Origin of the sequence: Acinetobacter sp. YH01005 (genome assembly GCF_013420465.1) — a bacterium.
Taxonomy (GTDB): Bacteria; Pseudomonadota; Gammaproteobacteria; order Pseudomonadales; family Moraxellaceae; genus Acinetobacter; species Acinetobacter amyesii.
Genome location: NZ_VOYA01000012.1, coordinates 24,453 through 37,241 on the forward strand (window position 1 = coordinate 24,453; position 12,789 = coordinate 37,241).

The following is a 12,789-nucleotide window of genomic DNA, read 5'->3' on the forward strand; positions in this document are numbered from 1 at the left end:
CCTATCTATGAATATAAAGGCGAATCATTGTAATGCAATTTTCATGCATTGCGTGGATTTTCAGCATGATTACTGCGCAAAAATAAAAAGCCCTGAATGTTCAGGGCTTTTTGAATTATTGAATCGATTATTTCATCGCATAACGTAAAGTTACCCAAGCAGTACGGCCATCTTGGTTATATAAAGTGCTATTGCTGTAGTTTGTCGAATATTCTTTATCAAACATATTGGCAAGCTTGGCTTGAACACTGAATTCAGGCGTGGCTTGATAAGTTACTCGCGTATCCACTGTGGCAAAAGAGCCCAATTCAGCAGTATTTGCAGCATTGGTATAACGCTTATCTTCGGCATGAACTGAAGCACCGACAGTCCACTTATCCATTGTATAATCTGCTGAAGCATTAAAGATTTGCTTTGGTTTTAAAAACAACTGCTTGCCATGAAGTCCTGCTGTCTCGTTTTCAGGCTCTTGATAGGTATAATTGATATTCCAAAGAAAATTATTCAACTGCTGAGTAAGTGATAGTTCAGCGCCTTTAATTTTGGCTTTATCTATATTGCTTGGAACATAGTTCCCCGATGCATTTGGTGCCCATGCGATCATGTTTTCAATTTCATTATGGAAAGCGTTTAGCTCCCATTGAACATTGCTGACCACGCCCTTGAAACCAACTTCATAGTTTTCAGATTCCTCTGGAACCAATGTCGGGCTTTCACTTCCTGGCCAATACAAATCGTTGAATGTCGGGGCTTTGAATGCAGTGCCATAGCTGACATAAGTTTGTGTGGCATCATTGAAGCGATATCCTAAAGTTGCGCTTCCAGTCGTATGATTACCAAACTGCTCGTTATCTTCCTGACGGACTGCACCTTGCACATCGAAGTTACCAAATGAACCTAGATATTGCGCAAAATAAGCTTTGTTATCACGCTCTTTAACAGCATAAGCTTTAGTACCTGAGACTTCATCATTCTGATAATCAAAGCCAAGCATCAATGTATTTTGCTGATTAAAGTTCAATGTATTCAGCCAAGATAAGCTGTCCCGCTGAGTGTTGATCACTGATGGATAGCCATCTCGGCTATCTAACTTGTCTTCAGAGCGACCTAACTTTAATCCTGTAGTCCACACATCAAATGGCTTGTAGGTAGCACCAATGCTGTAAACATTTTGCTCGATTTTACTATGCACATTTTTTGCATCAATATAAGGAGAACCCCAGTCATCCCTATTATCATATTCATTTTCACCATCAACAACTAAAACACTTGCATCAATATCAAACTGATCATTGAATTTATGCCCCATACGTAAAGATGCTGACTTGTTTTCATAGCCATCTTTATCAAGGTCATAAGGCTCCGCAATATTTGTCGCATCAATGCCTTGAGTTTTTGTTCCTGCAACATTCAGTGTTGCCCAAGTATCATTTTGGCGAATATTTAAACCAACATTCCCTTGATACGTTTCATGCGAACCATAGGTAAAAGATGCAAATGGTTTTATGCCGTTTTGCGTGCCTTTACGGGTAAAGATTTGAATCACACCACTAATGGCTTCTGAACCATATAAGCTTGAACGCGGACCGCGTAAAACTTCTACACGTTCAATTTGATCAATTGGGAAGTGTTCAAAAGCAGTTTCACCAAGCGTTGCTGAACCTACCTTTTGACCATCCACCAAGACCAATGCATGACGATTACCCGTACCGCGAATTGAAACACTTGTAACTTTACCTAAACCGCCAGTATTGCTATACGTTACGCCCGGCACTGTACGAAGCAATTCTTGTAAAGAAGTAAATTGCTTACGTTCAATTTCTTCACGGTCAATTACAGTCACTGCTGCCAAAGTTTTTTGTGTGTCTTGCTCAACAATATTGGCAACCGTGTTGGTAATCACTGGAAGCTGATGAACTTGGTCTGCTGCCATCGCAGCAGAAAGTGGAGATAAAACAAAAAGCGACCCGATAAGAGTCTTAGAGAAAGAATGCATGCTGTATTCCCCGATCGCACCGCCCGTGCGAAATAAAAGTTGGATAACGCGAGGCGGTTTTGGGGTAAGACAAGGCTTGCCATTTTTCAGACAAAAGCATGCAATCCCGCTATAACGCCCGCCGCATTATGAATAGGTCTGCATCAGGCCGGTCTCCGGACTTACGTTATGAATAACGATTCACCGTTGCGGGGGCAGTGTCAGATAACAACAGCTCTATACTGCTGGACTGACTTCCCAGTTTCACTTCTCAATTAAGGAAGCACCTGAAGCATGGGCAGATTAGTTTCTGCCCCACAGCAAGTCAAGCTGAATATGCAGCAACACTAAAATGCCCGATAGATTTGATTGTTCGATAAATCGGAGTTCTCTATACTTAAGCCATTCACAACAGTTGGCATGGGAAGTTTCCACAACACTGCCCCCGCAACGGTGCGCAAGCAATGCCTTGCCAGTCCGATACCTGCTCACTGTGTTCTATCACTCAATCATTTACGTGGGGTAAATGCATGGAGCTTTGTATGCCTTTTCCTTTTCAGCCGACTGCTCTTGCAGCTGGCATATCTGCCCTTTGTATTTTTAGCTCCCAAATATCTGTTGCAGCAGATTCCATTGCACAACCTAAATTGGACACCATTGTCGTCACGGCAACACGCTCACAAGAAAAATTAGAAAATGTGCCAGCACGTATTTCCATTATTGATGAGTCGCTCATAGATCAATCACCAATTGCATCATTTCCACATTTATTAATGAGTGATGCTTCTATCAATATGGTGCAGCTGGGTGGCTATGGACAACAAGCTTCATTTTTTTTACGTGGCACAGAGTCAGACCACACTTTGGTATTGCGTGACGGTGTCCGTTTAAATAATGATGCCAGCGGTTTAGCGCCAAATAATTTTATAGATACCACAGACATTAAGCAGATTGAGGTTTTAAAAGGCCCAGCATCTGTCCTTTATGGCACCAATGCCATTGGTGGTGTGGTACAAATCATTAGCAAAACCCCTGAAAAAAATGCAGCTTTTATCAGCGCTGAAATAGGTGGAAATCAAACCTATAAAAGTACTGTCGGGGTAGACCTAGCCAAGCAAGGTTTTTATGCGCAAATTCGTGGACAGCGTTTAGAAACCGACGGCACATTGATTCATGAACATGAAAATGCCAGAGCTTCTAGCTTTAATCAAAAAGGCGTGTCTACCAAATTTGGCTATGAAGAAACACGCTTTGGCACTTCATTGGATTATTCTGAAAACCAAGGTAATGCTCAATATGAGCAATACAGCTGGAATTCACTGCAATATGAGCAAAAGTCGCAAGATTTTAAAAATCAAATTGCAACCCTGAAGTCACACTTCAACCCCACAGATCAGCTGACCCTGAATGCTCGCGTGTCTTATTTTAAAGATGAGTTGGAACAGCTCAAAATCTTTGAACAGACCCATTATGAATCCACTGAATATGAACTGACCGCAAAACAGCAAATGACGCCGTCTCAGAACATCATTGCAGGCATCACCCATCGGCAGCTAGAAACATCAACGCTAAAAACTGCAGAGTCTTTTCATCAAGACTTAAACAGTACGGGTTATTATCTACAGCACCAATATCAAACTGATAAATTAAAAACTCAAGCGGGTATTCGTCGTGAAGACCATGAAAAATATGGTCAACACACGGTCGGACAAGTTGCTGCGCGTTATTTTTTCACGCCGTTGTTTAGTAGCTATGCCAATATTGGTACAGCATTTAAAGCGCCAACCATGAACGACTTATATTATGGCGACTATGCAAACCCTGACTTAAAACCCGAAGAAAGTCAATCCTATGAAATTGGGCTAGACCTACAAATGACACCACAACTAAAAACTGGTTTGTCTATCTACAGAACTGAAATTGATAACCTTATTGATTCTGATCCCAACAATAACTGGAAGTTTGCCAATATTGATGCAGTGACCATTCAAGGTTCAGAAGTCTATGTGAATTGGAGCAATGAGGCATTTTTTACAAAGGCCAGTTATAGCTACAATCAAGCAAAAAATGATAAAACAGGTTTGGATTTGAGCCGCCGCCCACGTCAAAAACTGGCATTGTCAGCTGGTTGGGCTGATGAACATTATGGGCTGTCAACAACACTGAGTGCGAACAGCCATTCAGACAGCAGTAATTATGATGAGGATGTGATCCCTGGACATGCTCAGATTGATTTCAATAGTTATTACCAACCCAACGAGCAACTGCGCTTCTTTGCCAATATTCAAAATGTCGGCGATGTTCAATATAAAACGGCTTCTGCTGGCAATTTCGACGGCAAATTCTATTTAAATGGCGGCCGTTTGGCTTCCTTTGGCATCACAGTTAGATATTAATTTCACACTGATTTATTCAACTTTTAATCAAAAAATGGACAATTAAAATGGGCCACCGCTTAAGTAAAATTTATACCCGCACAGGCGATTCAGGTACGACAGGTCTTGGCGACGGATCACGCGTAGCCAAAGATGATTTACGTATTGAAGCCTTAGGAGATGTCGATGAACTCAATTCAAGCATTGGTATTCTGCGTTCGCACATCGCACTAAGCAGTATTGAAGACAAAGCGGCTTGGGATAAATCGCTCAGCCTGATTCAGCATTGGTTATTCGACCTTGGCGGTGAAGTTTGCATTCCAAACTTCAACTTGGTACAACCTGTGTCAATTGAGTTTTTGGAAAATGACATTGACCGTATGAATGAAGCACTGCCAATGCTCAAAGACTTTATCCTGCCATCAGGAACATTGGTGTGCAGCTTTGCCCATCAAGCGCGTGCAGTTTGCCGCCGTGCAGAACGTCGTTTAATGGCTGTACATAACCGTGACCAGAACATTCAAGCACCGTCATTGCAGCTACTTAACCGACTCTCTGACTGGTTATTTGTCGCATCGCGTACATTACAACGCGCTGAAGGTGGTTCTGAGGTGCTGTGGCAGAAAAATATTAACGACACGATTGATCAATAAGTTTTGGATTCAAAAATTGCTCAAATCCTTTGACCAATTAAAAGTCTATTTTACATTGAAATAAATCGAAACATTTCGTCCGATCATTCTTGTATTTCAGGATGATCGGATCAAAATAACAGTGTCATCTCCCTGTCATTCTTACAGGACACTATGTTTTTATCTTTCAATTTTGCAGGCCCTTTATGCGCATAATCGGTCACCGTGGCGCTCGTGGTGAAGCACCTGAAAATACCCTAGGTGGTTTCCAATATATTCAAGATTTAGGCATACGCTCAGTTGAATTTGATGTGCGACAACTAAAAGATCGCGCCTTAATTGTGATGCATGACGATCAATTCATCCGTACCACCGGCCAAGATAAGTATCTTTATGAATGCGAAAGTTCTGAACTAGAACCGTATAACCATGCAGTGACATGGTCAGAATGGAATAAAGTTGAGCCGACGCCACTGCTCGAACAAACGCTCAAAATTATTCATAACTTCGATCATATTGAAGTCGAAGTGAAAGCAGTGAAGACACAGACTGAAGCTGAAGCGCTGACTGAAACCTTGGAACAACAGCTCCAAGGTTTCGAACATTCCGCGGTGATCACCAGTTTTGACCCTAAAATTCATCTTGCTTTGCAACAAAAAAAATCCGGCTTCAAACGCGGGCTTTTGGTTGAAACAGACGTAAAATTTAAAGCGATTGAACAAGCACTTGAATTAGGTTGTATCCAAATCGGTTGGATGAACCAACTCGCCAATTCAGACATTATTCAGGCCACGCAGCAGGCAAAATTAAATGTGAGCGTATGGACTGTCAACGACGTTGATCGTGCTAAACAGCTTAAAGATTGGGGCATTAACGGCTTAATTACCGACTATCCTAAATTAATGATGCAGCATTTTTAATGCTGCTTTATTCACCTAGATTTGTGTAATTCACTTCTCGATCAACACGTCGATATTTCAATCGGTCTATTTTCTTTCCAAAACCAATACAGTTTGTCCCCGACTGTTTTGCATCGTCATGTGTTTCCCTTTTATTTGGAATTGTGTTGCGGCTTGCAAGGCATCTGAAAGTTCAGCCTCTTGAGCCAAAGCCGAATCACAGCTGAAATAACCTGCTCGGGCATTCAGATCAATGCTGTGTTTTAAGGTATCAATCACATAAGTGCCACTGATAGTGTTACATCCCGTATTTCCCTGAATTTGTCGAAATTGCGAATTGAACTGAAGATAAGGTTGATGATGAAAGAACTTAGCTTTTTGTACAGCGATTTTCACAATCGTCCATGGAATATCTTGTATCCCATCGTTCACGCGAATAAGTTTTAATGGCTGCTCAATACTGTTGCCCAGTGATTTTCCGTGTGACTTTGTAGTCACTGTCTGTGTAGGAGAATTTTGACAAGCCATCAGTCCAAGACAACTGATCAGAAAGCCGCCACAGATACAGTGTTTGACAAAAAATTGCGGATTATTTTGACGATTTTGCTGTTTTTTTAGCATCTTTTTTACCCCACAAAAAGTCAAATAACTTCAGTCGTATTATGTTACTGTTTAGAACAATACAACTGTACAATAACAGTGGTGAAAACGGGTTTTCCCGTGCTACTATTCTGTACGTTTAAAATCCCTTAAAAAATTAATGGGATTAGTCCTATCTATACCTCCCAAGGTTTCAGGAGTGCTGTTGGAGATGAATGCTCCCCTACCCAAAGCCCCAATGAACTGGATTGCTATTTTTGCATTGGTGTTTTTACCTATTGTCGCAGTTATTGCAATTCCGTTATATGCCATTAATCATGATTTTAGTGCCGCTGCTTGGATCAGTATGTTTGTTTTACTGGGTGTCAGCAGTTTAGGTATTACCGCAGGTTATCACCGCTTATGGGCACACCGTGCTTATGAAGCAACCTTGCCTTTAAAAATCATTTTAATGCTCATGGGTACTTTTGCTGTTCAGAACAGTATTTTGTTCTGGGCTTCTGGTCACCGTACACATCACCGTCATGTAGACGATATTGACCAAGATCCATACTCGATTAATCGTGGTTTCTGGTATGCCCATATCGGGTGGATGCTTCGTGATTATCCAGCAGCAGAACCGAACTACAAAAACGCGCCAGATCTTTTAAAAGATAAAGTCGTTTTGTTCCAAGATAAATACTACATTCCACTGGTGATTGCTGTGCATGCAGCGATTTTAGTGCCAATTGGTTGGGCTGTTGGCGACATGTGGGGCGTTCTATTATTGGGCGGTTTAATGCGTCTAATCTTGAGCCATCATGTGACGTTCTTTATTAACTCACTGTGCCACATGTGGGGTAAACGTCCGTATACTGACGAAAATACCGCTCGTGATAACTTCTGGCTCGCTATTGCTACTTGGGGTGAGGGTTATCATAACTATCACCACATTTTCCAATACGACTACCGTAATGGTGTGAAATGGTGGCAATACGATCCAACAAAATGGTTAATTTGGAGCTGCTCTAAATTAGGCCTTGCCAAAAATTTACGCCGTATTCCTAGCTTTAATATTAAAAAAGCTGAGTTGGCTATGAAGTTCAAGTATGCGGAACAAGACCTTGCGATCTATGGTCTCAACATGACCGATGATATTGCGACCGCTAAGCAACGTATTTCTCAAGAATATGATGCGTTTTCGCAAACTTTGAATGACTGGGCAAAATTAAAAGAACAGGAAATTCAAGCGAAGAAAACTGCAGTTGCTGAAAAAATTCATCAGATGGATGACAAACTCAAACTTGAATTCCTACAAGTTGAACAGCGTTTGTCACAGCACCGTGAAGCATTGAATCAATTGATGCGTAATTTGAAAAAGAAAACTGCTTAATTCTTTTAAGCCTCTCAAATGTAAAGCCTCCCTTGTGGAGGCTTTATTGATTTTAAGCTACAGTTTTTCTATCTGGTCTTTGCTATAGTTCCAACATAACTTGAATTTTTTAAAGATCATTATGCAGTTCAATGCCCGCTATAACACCCTGCCGCCTCGCCTGTACCACCATCAACAGCCTGTACCCTTAAAAGGCACAAAAGCTGGGCATTTTAATGCGGCTCTTGCAGATGAGCTGCAATGGTCTGAGACAGATAAACAGGCTTGGGTAGACATTTGCAGCGGTCAAAGAACCTTTGCAGAATTTGAACCTTTGGCCATGGTCTACGCAGGTCACCAGTTTGGACAATGGGCCGGCCAATTGGGCGATGGACGCGGCTTATTGATTGGGCAAATCATCGATAAACATGGGCAAACCATTGACCTCCATCTCAAAGGTGCAGGTTCTACGCCTTATTCACGCATGGGTGATGGCCGTGCAGTGCTACGTTCAGTAGTTCGTGAATATCTTGCAGGACATGCGCTGAACAGCTTAGGTGTTGCATCAAGCAATGCCGTGGGTTTTACCAGCTCTGAACAAGGCGTACAGCGTGAAAAACTCGAGCTTGGTGCGATGATGCTACGTACATCTGACTGTCATATTCGATTGGGGCATTTTGAATGGATCAATCAATATCAAAGCGATTTACTACCTGAATTCACGCAAAAATGCATTGAATGGCACTACCCTGAATGCTTGGATGCCGAACAACCGATTTTAGCTTTTGCCACTCAAGTCATTCAGCGTACCGCAGTGATGATTGCCAAATGGCAGCTCATTGGTTTCGCACATGGCGTGATGAATACTGACAATCTGAATATTACTGGTTCAACGCTCGATTTTGGACCTTATGGATTTATGGAGCGCTTCCGCCCAAACTGGATCAACAACCATTCGGATTACCAAGGCCGCTATACCTATCAGCAGCAGCCAAGTATCGGGCATTGGAATCTCTGGCAGTGGCTGAATAATCTCATTCCGCTCTGCCCTACGGACTATGACAAAGAACAGTGGAAAGAAGATTTAGCTAAGTGCTTAGAGCATTTTGAACTGACCTTCTTGGAACATTATAAATTGGGCTTAAGCCAAAAAATGGGCCTGCCGAGTTTTCATAAAGACAGCTTCGACTGCGCCATGGCCTTTTTGCGTATTCTGCAAAGTGAGCAACTGGATTACACGCAAAGTTTTATCCGTCTGCAAAATCATGAATATGAAGCCATTAAAGATGACTGCTTAGACCGCCGCGCCTTTGAAGGTTTCTTGGCACAATATGAAAGTATCCGTGAGCATCAGGACACCGATGTTTTAGATGCGGAAATGGCACAGGCCAATCCGCATTATATTTTGCGAAATCACATGGCGCAAAAAGCGATTGAGCTTGCTGAACGCAATGATTTTTCAGAGGTAGAACGTTTATTTACATTGCTCAGTAAACCATTTATTAAACAGCCTGAACTGGAAACAACAGAAGATTTAGGACCTTTGCCAAGTGATGTGCCTGAAGTGATGGTGAGCTGCTCGTCTTAAACATTTATCCACAAAACCACACTTTAATCGGGTCATAATTGTGGATAATTTAAACATTATCCACAATTCAGAAATCGATGGACTGCGAAAGCACTTCATCCTCTAAAAAATAATGACAAGAAAAAATATCACGATCTTAAGCTTCGCTACCCTCTTCTGTATTGCGGTAGCCTACTTTGCCTATCAAAAATTTGAAAAATATCTACCTACATCTGCCAATGCACTGGCCTTTCCACCTGAATTAAGCGATTTGCAAATTCAAAAAATTCGCATAGAAACGCCGATCGACAATATTCAGGTACATAAGGCTCAGCGTTATTTGGAATTAAAACATCAGGATCAAGTCATTCGGCGTTACCCGATGCGTCTGGGTTTTCAACCGCTTGGACATAAAGTTCAAGAAGGTGATGGCAAAACGCCTGAAGGCAGCTATATGATTGATTGGCGCAATCCGCAAAGTTCATTTTATAAGTCTTTGCATATCTCTTACCCCAATGCGACCGATAAACAAAAGGCTAAAGATTTAGGTGTTTCTGCAGGTGGTGACATTATGATTCATGGTTCGGCAACCAGTTTACAAATGAAAGCTGCACCACAACTGATGACTTATTTCCCACAAAAAGATTGGACTTGGGGCTGCATTGCTGTGCGTAATATTGATATGGATGAAATTTGGCAATTGGTGAATAATGATACCGTTATACATATTCGTCCCTAGGCTTTAAAACTCAGGCTTATTTTTAGGTTATCCCCTATGATTGCATTACACACTGTAGCTGCTAAGTCGGCCTTAGCCCTGCCTGAAACCACCTGTAGCCAGCCTTTTGGTGAAGGCTGTGATGTGTTTAAAGTGATGGAGAAGGTCTTTATGCTGAGTTTTCATTTGGAAGGCAAAGCGGCCATCAACTTAAAGGTGCTGCCAGACAATGGCTCAATGCTCAGAGATATTTATCCTTTTATTCGTGCGGGCTGGCATATGAATAAGCAGCATTGGATTTCTGTTTTTACAGATGAAGAATTAGAAGAAGAACTTCTGCAAGATTTGGTGCTGAACTCTTATGAATTGGTGGTATCGAAGTTAAACAAAGGACAGCGGCAGAGGATTGAGCTCCTCCAACGTCTATAGCTTAATTTTTAACTATTATTTTCTAATTCAAAACTCAAAATAAAAACAGCACCTCACTGATCTAAAATCATTTCAAATCAAATTGGAAAACAGTCTGCCTGTTTTGAACAAAAAATTAAAAAAATGGAAATTTTAATCGATCACTCTCCAATTAAAGTTAGAATCATCCAAAATTAAATGATTAGCTATTTTATTTATGCAATTCAGACACGATATCAATGGATTACGGGCCATAGCTGTATTGGCAGTTGTACTTTTTCACTTTTGTCCACACTGGTTAACTGGTGGTTTTGCTGGTGTAGATGTCTTCTTTGTCATTTCTGGCTTTTTGATGACAGCCATTATTTTTATTGGAATTGAAAAAAATACATTTAATCTATTTAAATTTTATACCGCACGTGCAAACCGAATTATTCCTGTTTTAGCCACGATGACTATCGTTTTAGTCATATTTGGCTGGTTCTATCTAGCCCCTGTTGATTATAAAGATTTAGGGCGACAAATCGAAAAAAGCTCTTTCTTTATCTCCAATATTCTTTTTTCAAAAGGTGGGGGCTATTTCGATACTGCTGAGCATACTAAATGGTTGTTACATACATGGTCTTTGTCTGTTGAGTGGCAATTTTATATATTTTTTCCACTTATCATTTTGATTCTAAAAAAATATTTAAGCCTTCATAATTTAAAACGTGTAGTGCTTGGGCTGTTTTTAGTCAGCTTTATTTATTGTATATATGCAACCTATAAAGACAGCAAAACTGCCTATTTTTTACTGACTAGCCGTGCATGGGAAATGCTCATAGGTGGTTTAGCATTCCTCTATCCTTGGTCCTTAAACACCAAAAAATCACAGCTTATGACCCAGTGCTTAGGGCTCGTGCTGATTCTAGCATCGTATATCTTTATCTCTAAAGATACTCTTTGGCCAGGTTATATGGCGCTTATTCCCGTCCTTGGTGCGTATTTAATTATTGTGAGTCAGTACCAACAGAATGTTTTCATTAACAATCCTGTTTTTAGTCACATTGGTAAATGGTCTTATTCCATCTATGTTTGGCACTGGCCCTTGGTTGTTTTGGGTTTCTATCTTGGCATCGAAAATTGGTGGATATACGGAATCCCTCTGTCAATTTTATGCGGTTTCTTAAGTTATCACGCTATTGAAAAGCATCGTTTCCAACGCTATTCATCTTGGAAAGAAATTTATAAAGTGAAAGCAATTTATCCCGCTTTATTCCTTTTAGGCTTTGGCCATTTCCTCAAATCTAATGATGGTGTCGATTCGCGACTTCCAGAAGCAGCTAAAATAGCCAACGAAGAAATCAATAACACCAATCCTTATGATTGCGACCAACAAGAGTTGCATGAATGTATTATAGGAAACCCAACTAAAATTAAAGCCATTGTTATTGGAGATAGCCATGCTGATGCAATGACCACCTCTGTGGCAACCACTTTTAATTTGAAAGCTGACGGTATCATTTCATTTACAACTTCTGCCTGCCCATTTATTCCCAATCTACAGTTTTACAAAGATAAAAGTCCTTGCCCAGAAATTAATCAGAAACGCTTAAACTTAATTGCATCCAAAAAATATGAAAATATTCCAATGGTTTTCATTGCAAGGTACCCAAGCTATTTAATTGGAGAAAATGACCCTGATATCATGGATGCTAAGAGTTCTAAACCTATTGTTTATTTTGATGATAATCCAAACATCACTCAAAAGAATCGAATGATTTCATTTCAAAAGAATCTAACTGAAGTTTTGTGTCAGACCTCTAAGACCAATCCTGTTTATATCGTGCAACCCATTCCAGAAGTTGGTTTCAATTTACCGCAAAGAATCATTAAGAATGTATTCTACAAGCGTAATGAAAAAATATTTATTTCACACGACACATATTTAAAAAGATCAGGAGAGATTCGCAAAATTATTCAAGAAAGTGCAGAGCAATGTCAGGCCAAAGTCTTAGACCCTGCATTACATCTATGTAAAGGAAATGAATGTATTTCTGAGTATAAAGGACGCCCGATTTATCGTGATGGTAATCACTTAAGTGAATATGGAAATAAGCTTTTAGTTCCAATGTTTAAAGAAGCCCTCAATCCATAAAAAGTGAAAGTACGCCTAAATGACTTTAATTTTTTGAAGTCATTTAGGTGAATTTAAAACTAAAATTTAAAATCTTTTCTGCTTCCATTATTAAATATTTTAATATAATTCAAATAAATAAATAAAT

General features: G+C 40.3%; 10 protein-coding genes and 1 riboswitch. Of the genes, 8 read left to right on the forward strand and 2 right to left on the reverse strand.

Features of this window, described 5'->3' with window-relative positions; translation table 11 throughout:
- Positions 1-127 precede the first annotated feature (127 nt).
- The gene (locus FTT72_RS10065; protein ID WP_180178300.1) at positions 128-1,996 is read right to left on the reverse strand and encodes a TonB-dependent receptor domain-containing protein; all 1,869 of its coding nucleotides are present in this window, start codon (positions 1,994-1,996) and stop codon (positions 128-130) included.
- 128 nt (positions 1,997-2,124) lie between these two features.
- Positions 2,125-2,281, reverse strand: a riboswitch (cobalamin riboswitch).
- Positions 2,282-2,517: 236 nt separating this feature from the next.
- Here FTT72_RS10065 and FTT72_RS10070 point away from each other — a divergent pair.
- From FTT72_RS10070 to FTT72_RS10080, 3 genes are all read left to right on the forward strand, one after another.
- A complete protein-coding gene (locus FTT72_RS10070; RefSeq protein WP_180178301.1) occupies positions 2,518-4,371 on the forward strand; it encodes a TonB-dependent siderophore receptor in 1,854 nt (617 codons plus the stop codon).
- 47 nt (positions 4,372-4,418) lie between these two features.
- Positions 4,419-5,003, forward strand: coding sequence for a cob(I)yrinic acid a,c-diamide adenosyltransferase (locus FTT72_RS10075; RefSeq protein WP_111885379.1), 585 nt, complete (start codon positions 4,419-4,421; stop codon positions 5,001-5,003).
- Positions 5,004-5,188: 185 nt separating this feature from the next.
- On the forward strand, positions 5,189-5,902 hold the full coding sequence (locus tag FTT72_RS10080) for a glycerophosphodiester phosphodiesterase (protein ID WP_180005543.1): 714 nt from the start codon (positions 5,189-5,191) through the stop codon (positions 5,900-5,902).
- Between the two features lie 66 nt (positions 5,903-5,968).
- Here FTT72_RS10080 and FTT72_RS10085 read toward each other — a convergent pair whose 3' ends face one another.
- On the reverse strand, positions 5,969-6,502 hold the full coding sequence (locus FTT72_RS10085) for an META domain-containing protein (protein WP_180160323.1): 534 nt from the start codon (positions 6,500-6,502) through the stop codon (positions 5,969-5,971).
- Positions 6,503-6,692: 190 nt separating this feature from the next.
- Here FTT72_RS10085 and FTT72_RS10090 point away from each other — a divergent pair, with 190 nt between their 5' ends.
- The 5 genes from FTT72_RS10090 to FTT72_RS10110 all read left to right on the forward strand — a co-directional run bounded on the left by FTT72_RS10090 (position 6,693) and on the right by FTT72_RS10110 (position 12,662).
- On the forward strand, positions 6,693-7,853 hold the full coding sequence (locus tag FTT72_RS10090; protein ID WP_180055849.1) for an acyl-CoA desaturase: 1,161 nt from the start codon (positions 6,693-6,695) through the stop codon (positions 7,851-7,853).
- Between the two features lie 121 nt (positions 7,854-7,974).
- Complete coding sequence (locus FTT72_RS10095) at positions 7,975-9,420, forward strand: YdiU family protein (RefSeq protein WP_180178302.1); 1,446 nt, start codon at positions 7,975-7,977, stop codon at positions 9,418-9,420.
- A gap of 112 nt (positions 9,421-9,532) precedes the next feature.
- On the forward strand, positions 9,533-10,138 hold the full coding sequence (locus FTT72_RS10100) for a murein L,D-transpeptidase family protein (protein ID WP_180178303.1): 606 nt from the start codon (positions 9,533-9,535) through the stop codon (positions 10,136-10,138).
- A 36-nt stretch (positions 10,139-10,174) separates the two neighbouring features.
- A complete protein-coding gene (locus tag FTT72_RS10105; RefSeq protein WP_168378763.1) occupies positions 10,175-10,546 on the forward strand; it encodes an MmcQ/YjbR family DNA-binding protein in 372 nt (123 codons plus the stop codon).
- Positions 10,547-10,742: 196 nt separating this feature from the next.
- Positions 10,743-12,662, forward strand: coding sequence for an acyltransferase family protein (locus FTT72_RS10110; protein ID WP_180178304.1), 1,920 nt, complete (start codon positions 10,743-10,745; stop codon positions 12,660-12,662).
- Positions 12,663-12,789: the final 127 nt, after the last annotated feature.

What these genes read in the sequence shown, in the direction of transcription:
- FTT72_RS10065 (WP_180178300.1), bottom strand. Translation starts at nt 1,996, where the DNA reads ATGCATTCTTTCTCTAAGACTCTTATCGGGTCGCTTTTTGTTTTATCT.
- FTT72_RS10070 (WP_180178301.1), top strand. Translation starts at nt 2,518, where the DNA reads ATGCCTTTTCCTTTTCAGCCGACTGCTCTTGCAGCTGGCATATCTGCC.
- FTT72_RS10075 (WP_111885379.1), top strand. Translation starts at nt 4,419, where the DNA reads ATGGGCCACCGCTTAAGTAAAATTTATACCCGCACAGGCGATTCAGGT.
- FTT72_RS10080 (WP_180005543.1), top strand. Translation starts at nt 5,189, where the DNA reads ATGCGCATAATCGGTCACCGTGGCGCTCGTGGTGAAGCACCTGAAAAT.
- FTT72_RS10085 (WP_180160323.1), bottom strand. Translation starts at nt 6,502, where the DNA reads ATGCTAAAAAAACAGCAAAATCGTCAAAATAATCCGCAATTTTTTGTC.
- FTT72_RS10090 (WP_180055849.1), top strand. Translation starts at nt 6,693, where the DNA reads ATGAATGCTCCCCTACCCAAAGCCCCAATGAACTGGATTGCTATTTTT.
- FTT72_RS10095 (WP_180178302.1), top strand. Translation starts at nt 7,975, where the DNA reads ATGCAGTTCAATGCCCGCTATAACACCCTGCCGCCTCGCCTGTACCAC.
- FTT72_RS10100 (WP_180178303.1), top strand. Translation starts at nt 9,533, where the DNA reads ATGACAAGAAAAAATATCACGATCTTAAGCTTCGCTACCCTCTTCTGT.
- FTT72_RS10105 (WP_168378763.1), top strand. Translation starts at nt 10,175, where the DNA reads ATGATTGCATTACACACTGTAGCTGCTAAGTCGGCCTTAGCCCTGCCT.
- FTT72_RS10110 (WP_180178304.1), top strand. Translation starts at nt 10,743, where the DNA reads ATGCAATTCAGACACGATATCAATGGATTACGGGCCATAGCTGTATTG.